23 protein-coding genes and 1 tRNA gene are annotated in these 22,984 nt (G+C 64.8%); 12 read left to right on the top strand and 12 right to left on the bottom strand.

Annotated elements, in window-relative coordinates; genetic code table 11:
• Positions 1-116 precede the first annotated feature (116 nt).
• The 3 genes from AB7290_RS17450 (at position 117) to AB7290_RS17440 (ending at position 2,199) form a co-directional block, all read left to right on the top strand.
• Positions 117-410, top strand: coding sequence for a hypothetical protein (locus tag AB7290_RS17450; protein ID WP_144030875.1), 294 nt, complete (start codon positions 117-119; stop codon positions 408-410).
• Between the two features lie 288 nt (positions 411-698).
• Positions 699-1,328, top strand: coding sequence for a DUF1326 domain-containing protein (locus tag AB7290_RS17445; RefSeq protein WP_085405581.1), 630 nt, complete (start codon positions 699-701; stop codon positions 1,326-1,328).
• 49 nt (positions 1,329-1,377) lie between these two features.
• Positions 1,378-2,199, top strand: a complete 822-nt coding sequence (locus tag AB7290_RS17440) for a DUF2182 domain-containing protein (protein WP_085405524.1) — start codon at positions 1,378-1,380, stop codon at positions 2,197-2,199.
• Positions 2,200-2,354: 155 nt separating this feature from the next.
• Here the strand turns inward: AB7290_RS17440 and AB7290_RS17435 are convergent.
• Both AB7290_RS17435 and AB7290_RS17430 read right to left on the bottom strand, forming a co-directional pair.
• Positions 2,355-2,439, bottom strand: a tRNA-Leu gene (locus AB7290_RS17435).
• 179 nt (positions 2,440-2,618) lie between these two features.
• Positions 2,619-2,861 (bottom strand): FliM/FliN family flagellar motor switch protein, encoded by a 243-nt coding sequence (locus AB7290_RS17430; protein ID WP_015685538.1) that lies wholly within the window; start codon positions 2,859-2,861, stop codon positions 2,619-2,621.
• An 82-nt stretch (positions 2,862-2,943) separates the two neighbouring features.
• Between AB7290_RS17430 and lipB the strand changes: the two genes are divergently transcribed.
• Both lipB and AB7290_RS17420 read left to right on the top strand, forming a co-directional pair.
• Positions 2,944-3,681, top strand: a complete 738-nt coding sequence (gene lipB / locus AB7290_RS17425) for a lipoyl(octanoyl) transferase LipB (RefSeq protein ID WP_085405523.1) — start codon at positions 2,944-2,946, stop codon at positions 3,679-3,681.
• A 200-nt stretch (positions 3,682-3,881) separates the two neighbouring features.
• Positions 3,882-4,595, top strand: a complete 714-nt coding sequence (locus tag AB7290_RS17420; RefSeq protein WP_085405522.1) for a DNA helicase — start codon at positions 3,882-3,884, stop codon at positions 4,593-4,595.
• 45 nt (positions 4,596-4,640) lie between these two features.
• Here AB7290_RS17420 and AB7290_RS17415 read toward each other — a convergent pair whose 3' ends face one another.
• Positions 4,641-5,063 carry a tautomerase family protein gene (locus tag AB7290_RS17415; protein WP_071912988.1) on the bottom strand — a complete coding sequence of 141 codons (423 nt, stop codon included), beginning with the start codon at positions 5,061-5,063 and terminating at the stop codon, positions 4,641-4,643.
• Between the two features lie 112 nt (positions 5,064-5,175).
• Here AB7290_RS17415 and AB7290_RS17410 point away from each other — a divergent pair, with 112 nt between their 5' ends.
• Positions 5,176-6,027: a LysR family transcriptional regulator gene (locus tag AB7290_RS17410; protein ID WP_085405521.1), complete on the top strand. Its 852-nt coding sequence runs from the start codon at positions 5,176-5,178 to the stop codon at positions 6,025-6,027.
• An 8-nt stretch (positions 6,028-6,035) separates the two neighbouring features.
• On the opposite strand, the gene AB7290_RS17405 is transcribed toward AB7290_RS17410, so the two are convergent.
• Genes AB7290_RS17405 through AB7290_RS17390 form a run of 4 tightly spaced genes read right to left on the bottom strand, consistent with a single transcriptional unit; the run spans position 6,036 to position 9,146 of the window.
• Positions 6,036-6,464, bottom strand: a complete 429-nt coding sequence (locus tag AB7290_RS17405) for a hypothetical protein (RefSeq protein ID WP_144030874.1) — start codon at positions 6,462-6,464, stop codon at positions 6,036-6,038.
• A 9-nt stretch (positions 6,465-6,473) separates the two neighbouring features.
• Positions 6,474-7,910 carry a TIGR01777 family oxidoreductase gene (locus tag AB7290_RS17400; protein WP_085405519.1) on the bottom strand — a complete coding sequence of 479 codons (1,437 nt, stop codon included), beginning with the start codon at positions 7,908-7,910 and terminating at the stop codon, positions 6,474-6,476.
• A complete protein-coding gene (locus tag AB7290_RS17395; protein ID WP_085405518.1) occupies positions 7,907-8,572 on the bottom strand; it encodes a DUF4166 domain-containing protein in 666 nt (221 codons plus the stop codon). The genes AB7290_RS17400 and AB7290_RS17395 overlap by 4 nt, the downstream gene beginning before the upstream one ends.
• Before the next feature lie 16 nt (positions 8,573-8,588).
• Entirely contained in the window at positions 8,589-9,146 is a 558-nt protein-coding gene (locus AB7290_RS17390) for a GbsR/MarR family transcriptional regulator (RefSeq protein WP_071912979.1), read from the bottom strand.
• A 151-nt stretch (positions 9,147-9,297) separates the two neighbouring features.
• Here AB7290_RS17390 and AB7290_RS17385 point away from each other — a divergent pair, with 151 nt between their 5' ends.
• Positions 9,298-10,818, top strand: a complete 1,521-nt coding sequence (locus AB7290_RS17385) for a PAS domain-containing sensor histidine kinase (protein WP_085405517.1) — start codon at positions 9,298-9,300, stop codon at positions 10,816-10,818.
• Positions 10,819-10,862: 44 nt separating this feature from the next.
• On the opposite strand, the gene AB7290_RS17380 is transcribed toward AB7290_RS17385, so the two are convergent.
• From AB7290_RS17380 to AB7290_RS17365, 4 genes are all read right to left on the bottom strand, one after another.
• On the bottom strand, positions 10,863-11,162 hold the full coding sequence (locus tag AB7290_RS17380) for an acylphosphatase (protein WP_014494616.1): 300 nt from the start codon (positions 11,160-11,162) through the stop codon (positions 10,863-10,865).
• Positions 11,159-12,025, bottom strand: coding sequence for an isocitrate lyase/PEP mutase family protein (locus AB7290_RS17375; RefSeq protein WP_085405516.1), 867 nt, complete (start codon positions 12,023-12,025; stop codon positions 11,159-11,161). Before AB7290_RS17375 ends, AB7290_RS17380 begins: the two co-directional genes overlap by 4 nt.
• A gap of 157 nt (positions 12,026-12,182) precedes the next feature.
• The gene (locus tag AB7290_RS17370) at positions 12,183-14,198 is read right to left on the bottom strand and encodes an acetyl-CoA carboxylase biotin carboxylase subunit (protein ID WP_085405515.1); all 2,016 of its coding nucleotides are present in this window, start codon (positions 14,196-14,198) and stop codon (positions 12,183-12,185) included.
• A gap of 175 nt (positions 14,199-14,373) precedes the next feature.
• Positions 14,374-15,444, bottom strand: a complete 1,071-nt coding sequence (locus tag AB7290_RS17365; protein WP_085405514.1) for a zinc-binding metallopeptidase family protein — start codon at positions 15,442-15,444, stop codon at positions 14,374-14,376.
• A gap of 213 nt (positions 15,445-15,657) precedes the next feature.
• Here AB7290_RS17365 and AB7290_RS17360 point away from each other — a divergent pair, with 213 nt between their 5' ends.
• From AB7290_RS17360 to AB7290_RS17340, 5 genes are all read left to right on the top strand, one after another.
• The gene (locus AB7290_RS17360) at positions 15,658-18,135 is read left to right on the top strand and encodes a hybrid sensor histidine kinase/response regulator (protein WP_085405513.1); all 2,478 of its coding nucleotides are present in this window, start codon (positions 15,658-15,660) and stop codon (positions 18,133-18,135) included.
• A 10-nt stretch (positions 18,136-18,145) separates the two neighbouring features.
• Entirely contained in the window at positions 18,146-18,586 is a 441-nt protein-coding gene (locus AB7290_RS17355; RefSeq protein WP_085405512.1) for an EamA family transporter, read from the top strand.
• 68 nt (positions 18,587-18,654) lie between these two features.
• On the top strand, positions 18,655-19,941 hold the full coding sequence (locus tag AB7290_RS17350; RefSeq protein ID WP_085405511.1) for an MFS transporter: 1,287 nt from the start codon (positions 18,655-18,657) through the stop codon (positions 19,939-19,941).
• Positions 19,942-19,966: 25 nt separating this feature from the next.
• Positions 19,967-21,217, top strand: a complete 1,251-nt coding sequence (locus tag AB7290_RS17345; protein WP_085405510.1) for an arsenic transporter — start codon at positions 19,967-19,969, stop codon at positions 21,215-21,217.
• 97 nt (positions 21,218-21,314) lie between these two features.
• Positions 21,315-21,548 carry a hypothetical protein gene (locus AB7290_RS17340; protein ID WP_085405509.1) on the top strand — a complete coding sequence of 78 codons (234 nt, stop codon included), beginning with the start codon at positions 21,315-21,317 and terminating at the stop codon, positions 21,546-21,548.
• Between the two features lie 46 nt (positions 21,549-21,594).
• On the opposite strand, the gene AB7290_RS17335 is transcribed toward AB7290_RS17340, so the two are convergent.
• Positions 21,595-22,959 carry an MFS transporter gene (locus AB7290_RS17335; RefSeq protein WP_063982669.1) on the bottom strand — a complete coding sequence of 455 codons (1,365 nt, stop codon included), beginning with the start codon at positions 22,957-22,959 and terminating at the stop codon, positions 21,595-21,597.
• Between the last annotated feature and the right edge of the window lie 25 nt (positions 22,960-22,984).

Below are 22,984 nucleotides of genomic sequence, written 5' to 3'. Positions count from 1 at the left end.
GTTCATCAATTATAAGATGTGATAGCATAGAAACGCAATAAGAAGGTGTCGATCGACCAGCGCCCCTGGCAGACTACGTCCAGGAACAATTGCGTGAGCAGGGAGGATCCCGCGGAGTGGCCGGTGTTCCAGGCTTTGCCCGCTCCAACTCATTCCAACCGGACGCGCACTGTTCTATCGAAAGCGACATGAGGCATCTGCGGATTCATCGGCCACAGGTTTCGATGATCACGCCGGAGGACGTCTATAATTTCAGTTTCGACACAATCGATTGGGGACCGCCGCCGCGCCAGGCTGCCGTGGTCAATCTCGGCAAATCAGATTGGCTGAATAGATTCGCTCAGACGCATCTCGTCCGATGCAGCCACTTTCGTCTGATGTTCTATGATCAGATCATCGACTTGATCTGAGAGGGCATTTCGGCAGAAACAGGTCCCTACCCCGGCTAAAGCGGCGCGATCCGCCGTTTGGTGCGTTCGGAGGGCGGTCGCATTTATTGAAGTTTCAATGGCTTGCGGAAATGGGCGAAGAGTTTGGGTGGATCTCCAGCTGATAGGTGCTTTTTCCAGTCGATTGACCGAGCCTCACAATAGCTTGCGGGACTTCAGCTTGCGGGACTTCGCCACGCAGCGTAACTTTCAACTCCACGTAGCTCATTCGAAAGTGATCTAACGGGTTCGGCCTAGCGGGAGATGGCGATGGCAGATGTCCCATGGCACCTTTCCGGCGACTACTTCGAGAATTGCAGTTGCAGCATCGTGTGTCCCTGCCTCGTGTCGGCGGCTCCCCCGCTGACCGCGCGACCGACCGAGGGCTTCTGTAACGTACCGCTGATCTTCCACGTCGAGAGCGGCCGCTATGGCAACATCCAGCTCGATGGACTCAATGTCCTGGTTATCCTCCACGCGCCGGGGATCATGGCAGACGGAGATTGGTCGGTGGCCGCCTATATCGACCAGCGCGCCAACGATGAGCAAACCGAGGCTCTAGCTGCGATCTTCACCGGTGCCGCCGGTGGTCCGATGGCCGCGTTCACACCGCTGATCAGCAAGAACCTGGGGGTTCGCAAGGTCCCGATCACATTCCGAATCGAGGGCAAGACGCGGTCCGCGGAAATCCCGGGCATTCTGCACATGTCCGTCGATCCGTTGCCGACCATGCATCCGAGCGGCGAAATGTGGGCGAACATCGGCCATCCGGTCAGCCCCGACAGGATGGTGATGGCAGTCGGCGCCGCCGGCAATACGTTCAGCGATCATGGCATGCGCTGGGACAATTCCGGCAAGAACGGCCTCTATGCGCCGATCCGCTGGTCGAACCAGGCGTGATGCAACTCCTGATCCGGCCTTGCGAGAAGGCCGGCAACACTTATCGCAAATGACCGACGGCCCCCTGGAAACCGTGCTGCGGCGCGATCGCTGGATCGTCGGCGGCGCGATCGGGATCATTGTCGCGCTGGCATGGGGCTATGTGCTCTGGCTCGCCAAGGACATGGACATGGGCGGCATGGACATGACCGGGTTCCGCATGATCCCGGCCGGGATCGGAATCATGTTGCCGGCGAGCGAGCCATGGCGAGCGATCGAGTTCGCGTATGTGTTGCTGATGTGGGTGGTGATGATGGTTGGAATGATGGCCCCCTCGGCAGCGCCGATGATCCTCATGTACGCCCGCGTGGGTCGACAGGGGAAAGCGCAGGGCAAGCCGTTCGCTGCGACCGGCTGGTTTGCGGCCGGTTATCTCCTCGCCTGGGGCGGCTTTTCGCTGGCAGCAACCCTACTCCAATGGGCGATCGAGCGGGCAGTCCTGCTGGATTCCCGGATGACGATCGCCAGCAATCTGCTCAGTGCAATCGTGCTGATCGCGGCGGGAGTCTATCAATGGACACCGCTCAAGGACGTCTGTCTCGCCCAATGCCAGTCGCCATTTCTGTTCCTGATGCGCCACGGCGGCTTTCGCGACGACCTGCGAGGCTGCCTGCTGCTGGGGCTCCGGCACGGAGGCTATTGTGTCGGCTGCTGCTGGGTCTTGATGGCGCTTTTGTTCGTAGGCGGGGTGATGAACGTGCTTTGGATTGCGCTTTTGGCCCTGCTCGTCCTGTTGGAGAAACTTACGCCGATCGGACGATGGATCGCGCGCGCCGCCGGGATTGCGTGTGCGGCCGCCGGCGTCTGGCTACTGGTGTCGTTGCCACGGTGATGAGCAACCTGCTTGGTGTTCAGTTCGAATGCCGTGTTGCAAACGGCGATCACGCCGAACCGCCAGCCCTACACTCGAACCGTCAGGCGGGGACGGCCGAACGGCGAAGACCTGGGCTGCCTGAGCCGGTCTCTCCATCGATCGGCTTTCGAGGTTGGTGCGCTCGGAGGGACTCGAACCCCCACGATTTTACTCACTGCCACCTCAAGGCAGCGCGTCTACCAATTCCGCCACGAGCGCTTTGGGGATGCCGGCTTAGGGCTTGAGGCCTGCCGGATCAACGGCGCCGATCTAACAAATCCATCAGAGGGGTACAAGCCTGCAAAGGCCCAGAATTCCACAAGCTTGGCAGGAAAAATCCGGACCCCTGCCCGGATCGGCCCTATCGAGGGCCCCGGCCCTGCCGGGTACCCGGGCCGCTACCGCGTGCCCGTCGTGCGCGGCAGCATCTGCTTGACCTCGACCGCGATCCGGTTGCGGTCGACCAGCACGACGCCGGAGGCGACCGGCAGATTGTTGGCGAGAACCTTGACCTCGTCGGCCTCGGTTGCGTCCAGTTCGATGATGGCGCCGCGGGAAAGACGTAATACTTGATGGATCGGCATGGTGGTCGTCCCGAGGACGACCATGAGATCCACGGTGACTTTATCGAGAGTGGGCACTGTCAGGACCGCCGCAACTTGGGACTTAAGCCAAAGGACTTGGCATTTGCTCCGGAGATGATCACCACGTTATGGTTAGCCAATGGTTAATTCGCCTCAAAACCCCCGCCAAGACCTCGATTTGACGTCGTTTTCCGCCCCCACCGGCGAGCCCGTGGAGTGGCGGATCTCGGACGCGCCGGTGCCCTATCCGGAGGCCGTGGCCGCCATGGAGGCGCGAGTCGCTCAGATCGCCGCCGGCGAGGCGCCCGAGCTGGTCTGGCTGCTCGAGCACCCCCCGCTCTACACCTCCGGCACCTCGGGCAAGGAAACCGACCTTCTCGATCCCCGCTTCCCGACCTTTGCCACCGGCCGCGGCGGGCAGCTGACCTATCACGGGCCCGGCCAGCGGGTGGCCTATGTCATGCTCGACCTCAAGCGGCGCCGGCCGGACGTCCGGGCCTATGTCGCGAGCCTGGAGGAATTGATCCTGCGGACGCTCGCCGCCTTCAATGTCCGCGGCGAACGGCGCGAGGACCGGGTCGGCGTCTGGGTGAAGCGCCCCGACAAGGGGGCCGAGCACGAGGACAAGATCGCGGCGATCGGCGTGCGGCTGAAGCGCTGGGTCTCGTTCCACGGCATCGCCATCAATGTCGAGCCGGAGCTGTCCCATTTCGCCGGCATCGTGCCCTGCGGCGTCGCCGACCCCCGTTACGGCGTCACCTCGCTGGTCGATCTCGGCCAGCTCGTGACCATGGCCGATGTCGACGTCGCTCTGCGCCAGGCGTTCGAGGAGCTGTTCGGGCCGACCCGCGCGCTGGTTGCGGAAGCGGCCGCCTAGCACTTTTTCTGTTTGAGCCCGACCGCGCCTGTTCTCGGCCGGCCGCGGAATCGGTTACGCTTGCTTCCGGTGCCGCCCACGCCTCCCCCCTCCGCCGGGAAAGCAGACATCATGCCGGGCGAATGATCATCGGACCGACTGTTCGAGCGCCAGGCATAAGGAGGGATTGCGCTTTCTGCTCGCAATGGGAGGTTTTGACGATGAGACTCTCTGCGCCGATCTATCATCTGAAGCGACGAGCCAAGCGCCTGTCGCGCGAGGAAGGCATTCCGCTCCACGACGCGCTTGACCGCATCGCTGCGACGGAAGGGTTTTCCGCCTGGAGCATGCTCGCGGCAAAGGCCGCCGCACTGACGCCCGCCAATCGCCTGTTTCCGCAATTCCGGCCGGGTGATCTGGTGCTGGTGGGCGCGCGCCCCGGTCAGGGCAAGACCCTGTTGAGCCTCGAACTCGCCGTGGAGGCCATGAAGTCGGGCCATCGCGCTGCGTTCTTCTCGCTCGAATACACCGAGAAAGACGTCTTCGACCGCTTGCGCGCGATTGGCGTGGACCCCGCGCAATTCGCTGACATGTTCGAGATCGACTGCTCCGACGCCATCAGCGCCGACTACGTCGTCAAGCAGATGGCCGCGGCGCCTCGTGGCACGGTCGTGGTGATCGACTATCTGCAACTGCTCGACCAGAGGCGGGAAGATCCTGATCTCGCTGTTCAGGTGCGCGCACTGAAATCCTTCGCGCGCGACGCGGGGCTGATCGTCGTCTTCATTTCGCAGATCGATCGATCCTATGATCCGTCGGTCAAGCCGTGTCCAGATCTCGACGATATCAGGCTGCCGAACCCGTTGGACCTCAAGCTGTTCGACAAGACGTGCTTCATCAACAACGCCGAAGTCCAGTTCCGCGCGGCGAGCTGACGGCTTCAGGCCGCGGGTGAGTTTCTTCACCCGCGGCTTGCGACTTCACGCCGCCTGCAACGCAACTTCGAGCTTGCCGGCAATGTAACGCCGCTCCTGGGTCAGGCCGCCAAAACCGTAGGCATCGCCCTTGACCTCGTCGACGTGCAGATACGTCTCGGGATGCAGCGGGCCCAAAATCTCGGCCATGCGCTTGAACATTGCGGCGAGATAGGCCGCCTTCTCGTCCTTGGTGTTGGTGCCTTCGCTGACATGGATGTCGATCCAGTAGCTGGCCAGTTTCTGCTCGGCGAGCGACTTGCCGCCGGCGAACCAGTCGCTCGCCTCGACCGATTTCACGATGATGGCGGTCACCCTGGGATCCTTGTGCAGGATTTTTGCGGTGAGCTCCGACACGGCGTTGGCGATATCGGCCTTCAGCGACGGCGACTGGCGGGAGGTGGTGTAGGACACGGTGATCAGGGGCATGGTGGTCTCCTCAAGATGCTGCGCGGAGTTTGCGCGGCGTTGGTAAGAAGCTAGACCCAGCCTCGTCATTTTGGTATCTTATCCATATTGATACCAGTGATAACCATTCATAATGAGAGCCACACTCGACATCGCCACCATCAAGGCCTTCCTGCTGGTCGCCGACCTCCAGAGTTTTACCCGCGCCGCCGAAGCACTCGGCACGACGCAGGCCGCCGTCAGCCTGAAGCTTCAGCGGCTCGAGACATTGCTTGGAAAGCGCCTCGTCGAGCGCTCGCCGCGGGCGGTCCGGCTCACCGCCGACGGCGCCGCGTTCCTCGATCGCGCCCGCGCGCTGATGGAGGCGCATGACCGCGCGCTGTCGGGCGAAACATCGACTGCGCAGTCGCTCTCGCTGGGCATCTCCGATCACGCCGCGGGCCCCGAGCTGGTGCCGCTGCTCGAACGCCTGCACGCGATGTCATCGAACCTCACCCTCGCCGTCACCATCGGCTTCTCGCGCGAGATGCAGGACGCTTACGACGCAGGTCAGCTCGATGCCGTGATCGTCCGCCAGGAAGGCAGTCGCCGCGGCGGCGAGAAGCTGGCCGAAGACGAGTTCGGCTGGTTCGCGGCCAGACGCTTCACCCTGCCGAAGGGTGAGCCGCTGCCGCTCGCAACCCTCGCCCCGCCCTGCGGCGTCCGCGCCATCGCCGTGCGCGCGCTCGACAAGGCCGGCATCGCCTGGCGCGAACGCTTTGTCGGCGGCGGCGTTACGGCGGTCGTTGCGGCTGCGCTTGCCGGACTTGCGATCGCACCGCTGGCGCGGCGGATCGCGCCTCCCGGGCTGATCGACATCGGGCCTGCGCACAAGCTGCCGAAGCTCGGCAGCTCGAAGGTAATGCTGCATTCGAAGGTCAGCGATCCCGCCAAGCTCGCGGCGCTGCGTGCGGTGGCGGCGACGTTCCGGAGCGTCGCGGCTTAGCTCGCAAGTCACCCCTTTTCCGTGCCGGCAAATCTGCCTGCGACATACCAATAACCCAACCCGGCGAAGCAGCCGGCGACCACGAACAGCCAACCCAGTTCGGCGAATGAAGCGAAAGACCGGTAGAGCGCCATCTGGCTCGCGGCTCCGATCAAGCCGCCCGCAGGAACAAAGAATGCGAGCGATCGGATACAAAACCGTTCGCTCAGCCAGATAGCCGCAATCGACGGAATGCCACTGAGCACGCAAACGAAGAACAAGATCAGTGGCACGCCGATCAAGATCGCGTAGACAAAATTCCACGGGGATAGCGGGGTGACGCGATTGACGCCAGCCAACGCCAGGAGGAACAGGGAGAACAGCTCGATAACGGCCGTCGCCGTCAGGCATCCGCCCAACCAGCCTCGCGTCGTCCGGGCGCAGGTCTCGCAAGCCATGACATCACCTCACAGGATCGCCTCGAACGCGCTGCGCAGCGTTTCGTGCCGAAAGACAAAGCCGCGGCTCAGCGCCTTGTTCGGCAGCACGCGCTGGCCGCCGAGCAGAAGCTCGTCGGCAAAGCCGCCGCCGATCCGGCGCAACAGGCCGCCGGGGATACGAAACACCGCGGGCCGGTGCAGACGGCGGCCGAGCTCTTCGGTGAACTTTGCGTTGGTGACCGGGATCGGCGCGGTGGCGTTGACGGGCCCAGTGAGATCAGGCGTCGCCATCACATAGGCAATCAGCCGGATCAGATCGTCGCGCTCGATCCAGGACATCCACTGCCGCCCGGTGCCGAGCGGACCGCCGAGGCCGAACTCGAACGGCGTCAGCATGCGCGTGATGAAGCCGCCTTCGGTGCCCAGCACGAGGCCGATGCGCAAACAGACCACGCGGACGCCGAGCTCCTCGGCCGGCCGCGCCGCCTTCTCCCAGGCCGCGCACAGCTCGTGGCTGAAGCACGCATGTGACTTCGCCGATTCCGTCAGCACCTGATCGGCCCACAGGCCGTACCAGCCGATCGCGGAGCCGCTGACGAGCACATCGGGCTTACGCTCGAGCCGCGCGATCAGCCTTACGACCTCGCCGGTCATGTCGATGCGGGAGCCAAGAATCTTCGCGCGCTTGGCCTCGGTCCAGAGGCCATTGCCGATCGGCTCGCCGGCAAGGTTGACGATGGCGTCGATTGGCGTGTCCGCGGCGAGCTGATCAAGGCTGGTGATCAGCGTGACCGGCGGCGGCAGCATCTCGGCCTTCGCGGGGTTGCGGATCAGCGCGATGACGTCGTGCCCAGCCCCGCTGAGGCTCGCGGCAAGGCGACTGCCGATAAAGCCGGTGGCGCCAGTGATCAGCACGGTCTTGCGGCCGGGGAGCTTCTCGACGAGCCCGTGCGCGGGCACGCTTCGCATGCGGCCGAGCCGGCGCATCGCCGCAAAATCCCTGACGCCGCAGAGCGCTGCACCGACTGCGCAGGCAGTGGCGGCGATGCTGAGCAGGCCCTGATACACGACAATCACGCCGAACGGCTGCATCGCCCATTCGATCAGCACCGGCAGCAGCAGCACCAGGATGGCGCCATAGTTGATCGCGAGCAGCGTGTGGTTAATCCGCTCGCTCGGCGGCAGTTTGCGGCTCAGATCCTCCTCGACGAAATCCATCAGCGTAATGACGATCTCGGCGACCAGGACTGCCACGATCAGGATCGCCAGCACGCCGTAAACCTCCAACCAGCCGAGCAGCAGGAACAGCAGCGCATAGAGCATGTTGCGGATGCCGTGCAGCTTCAGCTCGAAACGCTGCGACGGGCGCCACGCCAGGCGCTCGGTGAATTCGTGGTGATAGAAGGTGTCGAACACGCCCATCACGATCTGGATGGCGATGAGGGTCCACAACAGCGGCGTCATGATACGGCCTCCCTGAACACGGCGGACTGGTGGATCAGCGCGCCGTAACGCGGGTGAGTGACATCGAGGGTGAAACGAAAGGCGCCCTCGCCGAGATCGCTGTGCGTCACCGTGAGATCGCCGGGCGTGAGCCATTGCGGCAGCGGGATCCACAAGCGTCCGAGCTGGAGTCCGTAACCGGCACTACGGAAGGTCAGCGCCTGTCCCTCGACCGCGATGCGGAGCGCCATCGAGACGCCGAAGCCGACATATTCCTCGAGCCCGGTCGGACCGGCGAAACGCTTGGCGGAATGGATCACCTGCGGAAAGCCGCGCTTGCGCGCGCAGATGCGGGTCCAGGTCTGGCCGCCGGTCGCGCCGTCCTCGGTGACGGTGACGATCATGGGGACGCCGGTGTCGCGGCCGGTTGGCAGCGGTCCGCCGATCAGGCGGGCGGCTTGCGCGAACCACCAGCCGATCTCGCTGAAGGAGACCTCGTCGACCACGCCGACATAGACGACGCTGTCGCCGTCCGCGACGCGCTTGGAGAAGCGCCGCCAGGTCGCGAGCGGCAGGCGGCCCCAATCCTCGTCCGACAGCAACGCGCGGAAGCGGCGGTCGTCGAGTAGTTTGACGTGAGCTGAGGGAGATGCGCTGGAGCCTGATAATCGAGCCGACGTCATCGCACCCTCCTCAACGCTATTTGGCCTTGCCCAGCGGCAGCAGGTTGGCGATCTTCTCGCCAAGCCGCATCAAGGCGACCAGCCGCGGTCGCGGCACCTTCAGCATCTGCATGAACCAGTGGTCGGCGAGCTCGGTGAAGGCGAGCATCTCCTTCAGCCGTTTGGCTGCGACCGGATTGATGGTGGGATCGTCGGCCGCATCGGACACGCAGGCCCGGAGCGCCGTGATCGCCGGATCGAGCTCCCGCTCCTTGCGCCGCGCCGCGATTCTCGCGGCGACCTCCCAGATGTCCGTCTCGGCCTCGTAATGGTCGCGGCGGTCGCCGAGGATCGGCACCCGCCGGATCAGATTCCAGGCGAGCAGCTCCTTCAGCGAGTTGGAGACGTTGGAGCGCGCCATGCCGAGCGTGTCGGCGATGTCCTCGGCCGTCATCGGCGCCTCGGCGAGATAAAGCAGCCCGTGGATCTGGCTGACCGAGCGGTTGACGCCCCACCCGTCCCCCATGTCGCCCCAATGCAGGATGAAGCGCTCGACGGCGGTGGGCAGTTTCTTCTTTCCGGTTATTTCTGTCATGACAGAAATATCTGACGAGCGCGACTGATTGTCAAGAGCGCTCGGCGGCTTGCGTCCTGTATACCGTCCGTCGTATTTGCCTAAAAACGGCCCAGAGAACGGGAACCAAACGCCCTTCGGGGCGTTTGCCCCGGTTCCAGGCGGGTTGAGAATGACGACAAAGTCCAGTCAACAGAGAGACTTGTTCGAAAGCGAGCGCAGTTTTCGGCTGTTGGTGGAAGGAGTCGCGGACTACGCGCTCTACATGCTCGATCCCACCGGGATCATCACGAGCTGGAACATCGGCGGCGAGCGGATCAAGGGCTATTCGCCCGAAGAGATCGTCGGCCAGCATTTCTCGCGCTTCTACACCGAGACCGACCGCGCCAACGGCAAGCCCGCGCGTGCCCTCGGCATCGCGCGGGACCATGGCCGCTACGAGGAGGAAGGCTGGCGCGTTCGTAAGGATGGCACCTTCTTCTGGGCGAGCGTCATCATCGATCCGATCTACGAGCACGGCAGCCTGGTCGGCTTCGCCAAGATCACCCGCGACATCACCGAGCGGCGCAATTCGCAGCTCAAGCTCGAAGCGATGCAGAGGCAGCTTGCCGAGTCGCAGAAGTTCGATGCGCTCGGACAGCTCACCGGCGGCGTCGCGCACGACTTCAACAACCTCCTGATGATCATCAGCGGCAGCCTTCACATCCTCAAGAAGCGCGATGAGGACGAGGCCAAGATTCAGCGTGCGATGTCCGCGATCGAGACCGCGACCAAGCGCGGCGCCGCGCTGACCGGCCAGCTCCTGACCTTCGCGCGGCGGCAGAGCGTCAATCCCCAGGCGATCCGCTTCGGCGACCGCATCGAGGCGATCCGCGAAGTGCTTCACGCCGGCGTCGGGAGCGCCGTTCGTCTCGCCTTCGACATCGACCGCGAGGTCTGGTCGGTCAAGGCTGATGTTGCCGAGCTCGAGACAGGGCTGCTCAACCTCGTCATCAACGCTCGCGATGCCATGCCCGACGGCGGTACGGTGACGGTCGGCGCACGCAACGTCGTCCTGAACGATCCGCTCCACAGCGGCGAGTACGTCGCCATCACCGTCGCCGATACCGGGCTTGGCATCCCCTCCGACGTCGTCGACAAGATCTTCGAGCCTTTCTTCACGACCAAACCCGTCGGAAAAGGCACCGGCCTCGGCCTGTCGCAGGTGCACGGCTTCGCTCATCAGGCGGGCGGCACGGTCAGGGTCGCAAGCGAGCTCGGCAAGGGCACGACCTTCACCATCCTGCTGCCGCGCGAAACCGCGACCGCACCAATCGATATCCCTGAAGCAGTGCCGGTTCCCGGTAGCGGCACCGTGCTGCTGGTCGAGGACAATCCCGACGTCGCGCTCGTCAGCATCGGATTGCTGGAGCAGCTCGGCTATCGCGTGCACCGGGTTGCCGACGCCGAGTCCGCCTTGCGCGAGCTCGAGAAGAACGGCGTCGACTTCGTGTTCACCGACATCGTGATGCCCGGCAAGATGGACGGGCTCGGCCTCGCCCATCATCTGCGCCAGATCCACCCTGGCCTGCCGATCCTGCTCGCCACCGGCTACAGCGAAGCCGCCGCCGATGTCCGCGGCGACTTCCCGATCCTACGCAAGCCCTACGAGATTCACGAGCTGAGCGAGGCGATCTCGAAGCTGCCAAGGTGAGGCTCTTCTTCGCCGCTCCCTGCAACCGGGGAGAGGGAGAAGACCTACACCGTCGGCAATACCGAAAACGCTTCCCCTGCCCTCCGCAGGTTCAACTCATCGGCACCGGCCGTCTCGCTCGTCACGCTATCCACACGCGATGACGGCGGGCCGTGGCGGCACAGCGCGACCATGTCGGCGACATGCTTCGGTGTGCCTGCGAACAGTGCTTCCACGCTGCCGTCGCGGCGGTTGCGAACCCAGCCTTCGAGGCCACTTGTTGTCGCCTGGTACTCGACCCAGGCCCTGTAGCCGACGCCCTGCACGCGGCCGCGGATCATGACCTGGAGGATCGCCCGGCTCATTTCTTCAGCCCGAGAAGATCGGCGCTGCGCGCCTTGACGTCGGCCTCGCGCATGACGCGGCTGGTCAGGTCCGGCGATGGGAGGCCCTTGAGGTTCTTCGGCGGCGTGCCCTCGCGCAACGCTTTCTGCGTCTCGTAGACGGCCTGCATGGCAGCCGCGATCGGCGCGTGGCCCTGAAGCGCGATGCGGACGCGCTGGCTGGCGAGATAGTCAATCGCGTTCAACTCGTCCGGCGCGCCGCCGAGCACGATGGGGAGATGCGTCGCGGCTACGATGGCTTCGAGCTCAGCGCGCGACTTGACGCCGGTGAAGAACAGCGCGTCGACGCCGGTCGCCTCATAGGCCCTGGCGCGGCGGATCGCATCCTCGATCGAGGTGACCGAGGCAGCTCCCGTGCGGCCCATGATGACGAGCGAGGGATCGCTGCGGCCATCCAGCGCCGCCTTCATCTTGCCGACGCCTTCTTCCAGCGAGATCAGCTGTGTCTTGGCCTCGCCAAAGGCGGCCGGCAATAGCGTGTCCTCGATGGTGAGGCCGGCGGCGCCCGCGGTCTCCAGCTCCTGCACCGTGCGGCGCACGTTGAGCGCATTGCCATAGCCGTGATCGGCATCGACCAGCACCGGCAGCGTCGCCGCGCGCGACATCCGCCGCATCTGCTCGGCAAGCTCGGTGAGTGTGATCAGCGTGACATCGGGGTCGCCGAGCACCGCGAGCGAAGCCACCGAGCCACCGAACATACCGAGTGGAAAGCCGAGATCCTCGGCGATGCGGATGGAGATCGCGTCATAGACCGAGCCCGGATGAACGCAGGCCGAGCCGGTCAGGATCGAACGCAGTTTGTCGCGGCGGGAACGAAAGGCCATGGTGCCCTCTCAACTGTTGCGACGCAGCCGCAACATACTCCGTCATTGCGAGCGCAGCGAAGCAATCCAGAATCTTTCCGCAGAGGCAGTCTGGATTGCTTCGCTGCGCTCGCAATGACGGTGTTGGTGGGGCCAGTGAGGGCCCCACTCACTTGCTTTACGCAAACTCCAGAATCAGCGCGTCCACCGCGAGCGTCGCGCCCGCGCTGGCGTGGATCTTCTTCACCGTGCCGTCCTGCTCGGCGCGGAGCACATTCTGCATCTTCATGGCTTCGATCACCGCGAGCGTCTCGCCGGCCTTGATCTCCTGCCCTTCGGTCACCGCGATCGAGACCACAAGGCCGGGCATCGGACAGAGCAGCTTCTTGCCGGTGTCGGAGGCCGTGGTCACCGGCATCAGCCGTGCCGAGGCTGCTTCCGCCTCGGTCCAGACATAGACCGGCACCTCGACGCCCTGATGCGCAAGGCGGATGCCGTTGGCGATCGGGCGCGCCTGCACCGCGACGAAATGGCCGTCGATGGTGCCCTGCCAGACCGGATCGCCCGGCTTCCAGGGCGACTGCAGCAGATGCGCGTTGCCGGCCCTGCCTTCAGCATCGACGAACCGGATCGCGATCGCATCGCCCTCGCGTCCGACCTCGAGCAGAATCTCCTGGCGGTCGAGCCAGACCGCGCGGCGACGCTCGCGCTGCACGATGCGGCCGCCCATCTGGCCCGAGATCTGCCGCTTGCGCTCGCCGAGCACGTGGTCGATGGCGGCGCCGACCGCCGCGATCCGCCGCGCGACCTCGCCTTCGGGCACGCGCACGGCAAAGCCCTTGGGGAATTCCTCGGCGATGAAACCGGTCGAGAGCCGTCCCTCACGCCAGCGCGGATGGTGCATCAGCGCCGACAGGAACGGGATGTTGTGCCTGATCCCCTCGACATAGAACGAATCCAGCGCGGTGGCCTGCGCCTCGATCGCGGCCGCGCGCGACGGCGCATGCGTGACGAGCTTGGCGATCATCGGATCGTAATAGATCGATATCTCACCGCCCTCCTGCACGCCGGTGTCGTTGCGCACCGTGATGCCGTCCTGGCTGGCTTCGGCCGGCGGGCGATACTTCACGAGGCGCCCGATCGAGGGCAGGAAGTTGCGGAACGGGTCCTCGGCGTAGAGGCGGGATTCCACCGCCCAGCCGGTGAGCGTAACGTCCTTCTGGCTGATCGCGAGCTTCTCGCCGGCGGCGACGCGGAGCATCTGCTCGACGAGGTCGATGCCGGTGACGAGCTCGGTGACGGGATGCTCGACCTGAAGGCGCGTGTTCATCTCCAGGAAGAAAAAGCTCTTGTCCTGCCCTGCGACGAATTCGACGGTGCCGGCGGAGTCGTAATTCACCGCTTTGGCCAGCGCGACGGCCTGCTCGCCCATCTTGCGGCGGGTGGCCTCATCGAGCAGCGGCGACGGCGCCTCCTCGATGACCTTCTGGTTGCGGCGCTGGATCGAGCATTCGCGCTCGCCGAGATAGATGACGTTGCCGTGCTTGTCGCCCAGCACCTGGATCTCGATGTGGCGGGGATCGACGATGAATTTTTCGACGAAGACGCGGTCGTCGCCGAACGAGGCTTTCGCCTCGGCCTTGGCAAGGTTGAAGCCCTCGGCAACCTCGCTCTTCGAATGCGCGATGCGCATGCCCTTGCCGCCACCGCCGGCGGAGGCCTTGATCATCACGGGATAGCCGATCTCGTCGGCGATCTTCACCGCGTGCTTGTCGTCCTCGATGACGCCGAGATAGCCCGGCACGGTCGAGACCTTGGCCTTCGCGGCGGCCTTCTTGGATTCGATCTTGTCGCCCATCGCGGCGATCGCGCCCGGGTTCGGGCCGATGAAGACGATGCCGGCGGCCTCCAGCGCGCGCGGAAACGCCTCGCGCTCGGACAGGAAGCCGTAGCCGGGATGCACGGCCTCGGCGCCCGTCTTGCGGCAGGCCTCCACGATCTTCTCGATCACCAGATAGCTCTCGGCGGCTGCGGGCGGGCCGATCAGCACGGCCTCGTCGGCCATCTCGACATGGAGGGCATCGCGGTCGGCCTCGGAATAGACCGCAACCGTCTGAATTCCCATGCGGCGAGCGGTCTTGATGACCCGGCAGGCGATTTCGCCGCGATTGGCGATCAGAATGCGTTTGAACATGCTTTTCTTGAGTCTCGACCTTGGGCGGGACCCTTCCCTGGCCGTTGGGGCCTGCGGGGACGGGCCGTGTGACCCCCGTGGTACATCAAAATCGGCCGGAGGCAACGGTCTAAATCCGCGCCCTCTGGCGTACCAGCGCAAGACCGAAATGGGCTTGGTGAGCCCCTGAGCTCACCTACGGCTTCGCGGCCTTGGCCACGTCCCTGACCAAGCCGTGAATGAAGCCCAGCTTGCCGACCACCGCCGGCGACAGGATGAACGGATAGAGATCGCGCAGCCCCATGGCGCGGTTGACGCTGTTGATGGCGAAGGTGAAGGGCAGCCATGCATTGACGAGCGCCTCGACGTCCCTCGTCTCATAGGGGTTGAAACGGATGCGCGCCGTCAACTCCCCGTCGCGATCGACCCTGGGGCGCACCTCCATGCCGAACTCGGAGGCCATCTCCAGGGTATCGACGATGTGGAGGTAGTGCGCCCAGGTCTCGGCGAAATCCTCCCAGGGATGCGTGGTGGCGTAGGCCGAGACGTAGGTCTGCTGCCAGTCCGGCGGCGCACCTTCGGCATAATGGAGCTGCAAGGCCTGGCCGTAATCGGCGGAATCGTCGCCGAACACGGCGCGGCATTCCTCCAGTCTGCCGCCCACGCGCACCAGCACGTCCCAGAAGTAATGGCCGACCTCGTGGCGGAAATGCCCGAGCAGCGTGCGGTAGGGCTCGCCCATCTCGAGCCTGCGCCGCTCGCGCTCGATCTCGTCGGTCTCTGTCAGAGCGATCGTGATCAGGCCGTTATCGTGGCCGGTCATGATCCTCTGCCCGCTGTTCGGATCGTCCGCGAGGAAATTGAAGATCAGCCCATGTTCGGGATTTTCCTGCCGCATCTGGAGCGGCAGCTTCCAGCGGATCAGGGAATAGAACAGCCGGTGCTTCGCCACCTCCAATTCGCGCCAGCCGGCGAGCTGAACCGGATCGGACAGATCGGGCACGATGCCGTTGTGGCGGCAGGCGCGGCAATAGCCGGTGGTGTCGCCCGCATCCGTCAGCCAGTTGCACGCGTCGTACTCGGCGTTGCGGCAGAGCATCCGCCCCTTGCCCTTGCCGGCGAGCGTCATCCAGGCCCCGCCGTCGGGCTCGATCGCCGACATCGTCTCCTTCTCCGGCAGGAACGCGACGCGGTGGCCGCAGCGTTCGCAGGCGCGGTTCTCGAAATAGAGGACGTTGCCGCAGTCCTGGCAGACAAAGAGCTTCAAGGTTTAGCCTCTTCGGGAAGGGAGTTTTATGATTAAGAGTTGCGACGCCTCGCAAATACGCGCACGGGGGCTCATGGTTCCAACATTCGGGAACAAATAGCCAGACCGGGCGTTCGTTCATACCCGCCCCTGCGATCGGTGGCGCCTTTCCGTCCTTATCCCCTTTTGAGTAATGGCTATCACGCTTTGTCTGTGGGAATATCGGCCCGGCACGTGCGCTCTTGCATCACAACGGCCGACACCTTGAACGATCCCTTGCCCGATACCACCGCCGCCGAAAGGCTGCGCCAGCACCTCGAAGAGATCGCGCGCGAGCGCGACAACGCCTATCACGCGCTCCAGGAGCGCGAGGCAGAGCTGGCGCGTATCCAGCGCATCGGCAAGGTCGGTGGCCTCGAGGTCGACTTCCGCGAAGGCTTCAAGAACCGCCGCTCGCCGGAATATCTGATGCTCCACGGGCTGCCGGCGGATGCCACCGACGAGTCGCATGAGGATTGGGTCAACCGCATCCATCCCGAGGATCGCGACGCCGCGGTCAAGCACTTCCTCGATGCGCTGGCCGGGACGAACGAAGACTACACCGCCGAATACCGCATCATCCGCCCCAACGACGGCGAGACCCGCTGGATCCGCGTCGTCGCCAAGTTCGAGCGCGACAGCGACGGCCGCGCCATTCGCCTCGTCGGCGCCCATATCGACATCACCGCCCAGGCACTCGCGCGCGAGACGCTGCGCGAGAGCGAGGAGCGCTTCCGGCTGATCGCCGACAGCGCGCCGGTGCCGATCTGGGTCACGAAGCTCGACCGCACGCGCTCCTTCGCCAACCAGGCCTATGTCGACTTCGTCGGCCTGCCTTACGACCAAGCCATCGATTTCGACTGGCGCAAGATATTGCATCCGGACGACCTGCCGCATGTGCTGCAGCAATCGGTCCAGGGCGAAGCGTCGCTGAAGCCGTTCGTGCTGGAAGCGCGCTACAAGAACGCCAGCGGTGAATGGCGGTGGCTGCGCTCGGAATCGCAGCCGCGCTGGGACCCGACCGGCAAGCACATCGGCTTCATCGGCGTCGCCCACGACATCACCGCCGCCAAGCAGGCCGAGATTGAGCTGAGGCGACTCAACGAGACCCTGGAGGAGCGCATCACCGAGCGCACCGCCGAGCTCGAATCCAACGAGGCGCGGCTGCGCGCGATCCTGGAGACAAGCAACCAGTATCAGGGGCTGGTCAATCTCAGGGGCGAGCTGCTCTACGCGAACCGGACTGCGCTCGATGGCATTCGCGTGGAGGCCCGCGACGTCATCGGCAAACCGTTCTGGGACACGCCCTGGTTCAACCAGACCCAGGGCATGAGCGCCGTCGTGCGCGAGGCCTTCGATACTGTGCTCAAAGGCGAAGCGGTGCGGCTGGAGATGCGCCTGCGCCTGCCCATCGGGGAGCGCGATTTCGACTTCGGCATGCGTCCCGTGCTCGACCGCCACGGCAACATCACCGGTGCGGTGCCCGAGGCCGTCGACATCACCGAGCGCCGCCGCGGCGAGGAAGCGCTGCGGCAGTCGCAGAAGATGGAGGCGATCGGCCAGCTCACCGGCGGCGTCGCCCACGACTTCAACAACCTCCTCACCATCATCCGCTCCGCGACCGACTTCCTGCGCCGCCGCGAGCTGCCGGAAGAACGCCGCCGCCGCTATGTCGACGCCATCTCCGACACGGTGGAGCGCGCCTCCAAGCTCACCGCGCAGCTTTTGGCCTTTGCGCGCAGGCAGCCGCTGAAGCCGCAGATCTTCAACGTCGGCAGCCAGGTCGAGGCCGTGGCGCAACTGGTCCGGCCACTGGTCGGCGGCCGCATCGCGATCGCCGTCGAGGTGAACGATGCCGACTGCTTCACGGTGGCCGACATCGCGCAGTTCGAGACCGCGCTGATCAACCTCGCCATCAACGCCCGCGACGCCATGGATGGCGAAGGCCGCCTCACCATCGCCGTGCGCAAGGTCGCGGGCATCCCGAGCCTGCGTGCGCAGTCGGCGCGCGGCGGCGACTATGTCGCGATCTCGGTCGCGGACACCGGCAGCGGCATCGCGCCTGAAAACATCGACGCCATCTTCGAGCCGTTCTTCACCACCAAGGAGGTCGGCAAGGGCACCGGCCTCGGCCTCAGCCAGGCCTTCGGCTTCGCAAAGCAGTCCGAGGGCGACATCGCGGTGACGAGCACGCACGGCGAAGGCGCGACCTTCACCATCTACCTGCCGCAGGCGCACAGTCCAGCCGCGGAGAAGGACGCTGCGGCACTGACCAGCGAAGCCGCCACCACCGGGCGCGGCTATCGCGTGCTCGTTGTCGAGGACAATGACGACGTCGGCCAGTTCTCGACCGAGCTGCTGGAAGATCTCGGCTATGTCGTCCGCCGGGTCGCCAACGCCAATGCGGCGCTCGGCATTCTCGGCGAGAACGAATTCGCCGTCGACCTCGTCTTTTCCGACGTCATCATGCCCGGCATGAACGGGGTCGAGCTCGCCGGCGTCATCCGCGAGCGCTATCCGGGCCTGCCCGTCGTGCTCACCAGCGGCTACAGCAACGTCCTCGCCGAGAACGCGCATCGCGGGTTCGAGTTGATCCAGAAGCCGTATTCGGTGGAATCGCTGTCGCGCATTTTGCGCAAGGCGATCACGGAGAAGTTGGCGGCGGCAAGGTGAGTAATAATCGATGAAACCCGCCCTCTTCTCAGCCTGGCAGACCTGGGCGCTGCTCTCGGCCTGCTTTGCGGCGCTCACCGCGATCTTCGCCAAGGTCGGCGTCGAGAACATCAATCCGGATCTGGCGACGTTCATCCGCACGATCGTGGTGCTGCTCGCCTTCTCGGTGCTGCTGTTCTTCACCGGACAATTCGCGGTGCCGTCGGCGGTCTCGTCGAAGACCTGGTTGTTCCTGGTGTTGTCCGGGCTTGCGACCGGCGCGTCCTGGCTGTGCTATTTCCGTGCGCTGAAGCTTGGCCCGGCGACGCTGGTGGCGCCGATCGACAAGCTCAGCGTCGTGCTGGTGGCCCTTTTCGCCTTCGCCTTTCTCGGCGAGCGGCCAACTGGACAGGGCTGGCTCGGCATCGCCATGATCGGCGCCGGCGCGGTGCTGCTGGCCGTGAAGTTTTGAAGGGCGGAACAAAGGTGGCGCGAGATCGGTTTCTGGCTGGTCGCTTCCCAGCCTCGATCGAGAGACCGATGTCGAGCCAAGCCTCCCATCACCCCACCGACCAGACGAGACGCGCCGGCCGCGCGCTGGATGCGGCCAACTTCTTCCTCGCCGACGTCCGCGACGGGCTTGGGCCCTATCTCGCCGTCTATCTCCTCACCGAGCAGCACTGGGACGAGGCGCGCATCGGCCTCGTGATGTCGATCGCAACCATTGCCGGCATCGTGGCGCAGACGCCGGCTGGCGCGCTGGTCGATGCGACGCGGGCGAAGCGGCTGGCGATGGTCATCGCCGCCATCATGGTGACGCTGGCATCGCTGTCGCTGCCGCTGTTTCCCGCCTTCCTGCCGGTCGCGGTCTCGCAGGGCATCGCACAGGCCGCCGCAGTGATCTTTCCGCCGGCGATCGCCGCCGTCTCGCTCGGCATCTTTGGCCACGCCGCCTTCACCCGGCGGATCGGCCGCAACGAGACCTTTAATCACGCCGGCAATGCAGTCGCCGCCGGGCTGGCGGGACTTTCCGCCTATTGGTTCGGTCCGACCGTCGTGTTCTACCTTCTCGCTGCCATGGCGGTCGCAAGCCTCGTGAGCATTCTCGCGATCCCCGCTCGCGCCATTGACCACGACCTCGCCCGCGGGCTGCACGACGCCGATACCAGTGACCGGTCGGAACAGCCCTCGGGTTTCGCGGTGCTCCTGACCTGCCGCCCCCTCCTCGTCTTCGCGGTCTGCGTCGTGCTGTTTCACCTGTCCAATGCGGCCATGCTGCCGCTGGTCGGGCAGAAACTCGCGCTGCAGGACAAGAACATGGGCACCAGCCTGATGTCGGCCTGCATCGTCGCAGCGCAAATAGTGATGGTGCCGTTCGCGATGCTGGTTGGCGCGAAGGCCGACCGCTGGGGCCACAAGCGCTTCTTCCTCGCCGCATTGTTGATCCTGCCCATTCGCGGCGCACTCTATACGCTCTCCGACAATCCGTTCTGGCTGGTCGGCGTGCAGCTTCTGGACGGCATCGGCGCCGGCATCTTTGGCGCGATCTTCCCCGTCATCGTCGCCGACCTCATGCGCAACACCGGCCGCTTCAACGTCGCGCAGGGCGCCATCATCACCGCCCAGAGCATCGGCGCGGCGCTGTCGACGACGCTTGCGGGCCTCGTCGTGGTCGGTGCCGGCTACAGCGCGGCGTTCATCACGCTTGGCGCGGTCGCCGCGATCGGCGCCATCGTCTGCCTCCTCGCTTTGCCCGAGACCCGGCGTGGCACCTTGCAGGCACAGGGGAAGACAGCGGCTCCAGCATCGGTTATCGCTGCCGAATGAACCGACCCAACCTCAAGGACTGAACGTGCCGTCTGACGCCATCTGGGCTTGGAGCATTATCGTCGCCGCGACCGCAGGCGTCATCATCCGGCCTTTCCGCCTGCCCGAGGCGATCTGGGCCGTGATCGGCGCCGGCGCCCTGGTGCTGCTCGGCCTCCTGCCGTGGCAGGACGCGCTCACGGGCATCGAGAAAGGCGTCGACGTCTATCTCTTCCTGATCGGCATGATGCTGATCGCCGAGCTCGCCCGGCTCGAAGGCCTGTTCGACTATCTCGCCGCCCTCGCGGTCGAATATGCAGCCGGCTCACCTCAGCGGCTGTTTCTGCTGATCTATCTCGTCGGCACCGTCGTCACCGTGCTGCTCTCCAACGACGCCACCGCGATCGTGCTGACACCCGCCGTCTACGCTGCGACGCGCGCGGCCGGCGCCAAGCCGCTGCCCTATCTCTTCGTGTGCGCCTTCATCGCGAACGCCGCAAGTTTCGTGCTGCCGATCTCGAACCCCGCCAATCTCGTGGTGTTCGGCTCGCACATGCCGCATCTGACCGAATGGCTGCGTCAGTTCGCCCTGCCCTCGCTCGCCTCGATCGTGCTGACCTATGTCGTACTGCGCATCACCCAGCATCGCGCGCTGAAACAGGAGATCATCGAGCGCCGCGTGCCGCACAAGGTGCTCAGCCGTGGCGGCAAGCTGACCGCGATCGGCATTGCTGCGATCGGCGTGATGCTGATCACGGCCTCCGCGCTCGACAAGCAGCTTGGCCTGCCGACCTTCATCTGCGGCGCCGTGACGACCGGCCTCGTCCTGCTGCTCAGCCGTCAGTCGCCCATGCCGGTGCTGAGGCACGTGTCCTGGAGCGTGCTGCCGCTGGTCGGCGGGCTTTTCGTGATGGTGGAAACACTGGTGAAGACTGGCGTGATCGGCCATCTCAGCGCACTTCTGCACGAGGCCGTCGCGCAGTCCGTACCCGGGGCCGGCTGGAGCGTTGGGATCGCCACCGCCATCGCCACCAATATTGCCAATAACCTGCCGGTCGGCCTCGTCGCCGGGTCGATCGTGGCCGCCGATCACCTGCCCACCTCGGTCGTCAGCGCCATCCTGATCGGCGTCGACCTGGGACCGAATTTCTCGATCACCGGTTCGCTCGCGACCATCCTGTGGCTGGTTGCGCTCCGCCGCGAAAAAATCGAGGTCGGCGCCTGGCCGTTCCTCAAGCTGGGCCTGCTGGTGACGCCACCCGCCTTGATCGCAGCGCTTGCGGCTGCGATCTGGTAATCGCGCGCAATTTGCGGCGCATCAATGTCGCCGCCAAAGCCGGACCTATGCTTCTTCGCGTCGCGCAGTCTCATACGGCGCGGCACGGAGGTCCATCATGCAGATTCAGTCAAAGGCATTGCCGCAGAGTTTTTCCCTGCGTCGGTCGTTTCGGAGCTTCACCGCGCCGGAACAAGGTGGCGGGACATATCACCCCCTGCTCGTCGTCTCGGTCGTGGTGCTGCTGACCCTGTTCGCGATCGTGGAGATCGACCTCCACAGCGTCCAGCTTCAGGCGATCGGCCTGCTCGGCCATGGGTCCGGGATCAATCCCGTCTTCCTGAGCCCGTAGCGGGAAAAGCCCGATCGCGGCCACAAGGCCGCGACCGGGCAACGCGTTAGTCGTTCTCGTAGCCGTAGACTTCCGGCAGGATGAAGATTGCGGCGAGCAATCCGATCAGCGGGAAGATCGCGACCATCAGCGTGGCATTCGCCTGGCCGATCGCCGCGAACACCGTCGGGAACAGGAAGATCGCCAGGAACGACGGCAACTTCACGAACATGTAGGCGAAGCCGCTGGCCGTGCCGCGATACTTGGGCTTCGCAACCATGGTCGGGATCGTCATGCAGTTCGACGCGTCCCAGTAGTGGCCCCACAACATGGCGGCCGCCGCGAACGGCAGCAGTATCTTGTTGTCGGTGTAGAGCGCGAAGGCAGCGACCAGCAGCGAAGCCAGCACGATGCTGAAGCCGGCGATCGAGATGCCGCGGTGGCCGATCTTCGGCGTCAGCAGCGGACCGACCCAGCCGGACAGAGCCGCGAAGGAAAACAGCGCCATCGTCACCAGATTGATGCCGAGCACGCTCGACACGCCAACCATCACGAACAGCACCGGCAGATAGAATGCGAAGGTCGAGAACTCGCTGCCTTGCGCGAAACAGGCGATCCAGCCGTAGATCGTGGCGCGCCAGCGGATCGGGTCCTTCCTGAGGTCGGCGATGAAGGCACGTGTGCTGACCTTCGGCACCTTCACGTCCTGGTCCGGCAACATGTCGAGATTGTCGTTGAACATCTCGCGCGCGACCTTCTTGGCCTCGCGGTAACGTCCCTTCTGCACCAGCCACACCGCCGTCTCCGGCACGTCGTGACGCATGATCAGGATGATCAGCGCCGGCACCGCGCCGAGACCGAGCGTCACGCGCCACAGCATCTCGTGCTGCATGTCGATCAGCAGGAAGATCACGATAACACCGATGGTGAGAACTTCACCGACGGCGAACATGAATTGCCAGCGATTGCCCATGACCTCGCGCTCACCCTTGGCCATGGATTCCATGATGTAGGTGTAGCCGGTCGAAATATCCGAGCCAAGCGGAATGCCGAGCAGGAAGCGGATCACGATGAGCCAGGTCACGTTCGGCACGAAGGCCTGCGCCAGCGCGAGCACGATGAACAGCACCATCGTCACCAGGAACATGACGCGGCGGCCGATCTTGTCGGAGAGCCAGCCGCCGAGCAGCGCGCCGATCAGGGCGCCGCCCTGCGTGCCGGCGGCGGCAAGACCCAGCATCAGCGGATCGGGATTGTACTGTTCCTTGATGAAGATCAGCACGAAGGCGATCGAATAGAGATCCCAGGCTTCGACCAGGATCGAGGCCATCATCAGCCAGCCGACCTTGTTGCCCTTGGGACTGTAGTTCGTGATGAGGTAACGGACCGCGGCTTCGCTCGCGGTCGGTTGTGGCATCGCCGTCGTTAACATCTTTGGTCCTCTCTTCAAAACTTTC

It is taken from the genome of Bradyrhizobium sp. 613_E4_N2_2, assembly GCF_052075995.1.
Lineage (GTDB): Bacteria > Pseudomonadota > Alphaproteobacteria > Rhizobiales > Xanthobacteraceae > Bradyrhizobium > Bradyrhizobium barranii.
Note: the sequence above shows the minus strand (reverse complement) of the source record. Positions and strands in the feature narration are given on the sequence as shown.

Coding starts and splice junctions, on each gene's coding strand:
- AB7290_RS17445 (WP_085405581.1), top strand. CDS start 699: ATGGCAGATGTCCCATGGCACCTTTCCGGCGACTACTTCGAGAATTGC.
- AB7290_RS17440 (WP_085405524.1), top strand. CDS start 1,378: ATGACCGACGGCCCCCTGGAAACCGTGCTGCGGCGCGATCGCTGGATC.
- lipB (WP_085405523.1), top strand. CDS start 2,944: ATGGTTAATTCGCCTCAAAACCCCCGCCAAGACCTCGATTTGACGTCG.
- AB7290_RS17420 (WP_085405522.1), top strand. CDS start 3,882: ATGAGACTCTCTGCGCCGATCTATCATCTGAAGCGACGAGCCAAGCGC.
- AB7290_RS17415 (WP_071912988.1), bottom strand. CDS start 5,063: ATGCCCCTGATCACCGTGTCCTACACCACCTCCCGCCAGTCGCCGTCG.
- AB7290_RS17410 (WP_085405521.1), top strand. CDS start 5,176: ATGAGAGCCACACTCGACATCGCCACCATCAAGGCCTTCCTGCTGGTC.
- AB7290_RS17405 (WP_144030874.1), bottom strand. CDS start 6,464: ATGGCTTGCGAGACCTGCGCCCGGACGACGCGAGGCTGGTTGGGCGGA.
- AB7290_RS17400 (WP_085405519.1), bottom strand. CDS start 7,910: ATGACGCCGCTGTTGTGGACCCTCATCGCCATCCAGATCGTGATGGGC.
- AB7290_RS17395 (WP_085405518.1), bottom strand. CDS start 8,572: ATGACGTCGGCTCGATTATCAGGCTCCAGCGCATCTCCCTCAGCTCAC.
- AB7290_RS17390 (WP_071912979.1), bottom strand. CDS start 9,146: ATGACAGAAATAACCGGAAAGAAGAAACTGCCCACCGCCGTCGAGCGC.
- AB7290_RS17385 (WP_085405517.1), top strand. CDS start 9,298: ATGACGACAAAGTCCAGTCAACAGAGAGACTTGTTCGAAAGCGAGCGC.
- AB7290_RS17380 (WP_014494616.1), bottom strand. CDS start 11,162: ATGAGCCGGGCGATCCTCCAGGTCATGATCCGCGGCCGCGTGCAGGGC.
- AB7290_RS17375 (WP_085405516.1), bottom strand. CDS start 12,025: ATGGCCTTTCGTTCCCGCCGCGACAAACTGCGTTCGATCCTGACCGGC.
- AB7290_RS17370 (WP_085405515.1), bottom strand. CDS start 14,198: ATGTTCAAACGCATTCTGATCGCCAATCGCGGCGAAATCGCCTGCCGG.
- AB7290_RS17355 (WP_085405512.1), top strand. CDS start 18,146: ATGAAACCCGCCCTCTTCTCAGCCTGGCAGACCTGGGCGCTGCTCTCG.
- AB7290_RS17350 (WP_085405511.1), top strand. CDS start 18,655: ATGTCGAGCCAAGCCTCCCATCACCCCACCGACCAGACGAGACGCGCC.
- AB7290_RS17340 (WP_085405509.1), top strand. CDS start 21,315: ATGCAGATTCAGTCAAAGGCATTGCCGCAGAGTTTTTCCCTGCGTCGG.
- AB7290_RS17335 (WP_063982669.1), bottom strand. CDS start 22,959: ATGTTAACGACGGCGATGCCACAACCGACCGCGAGCGAAGCCGCGGTC.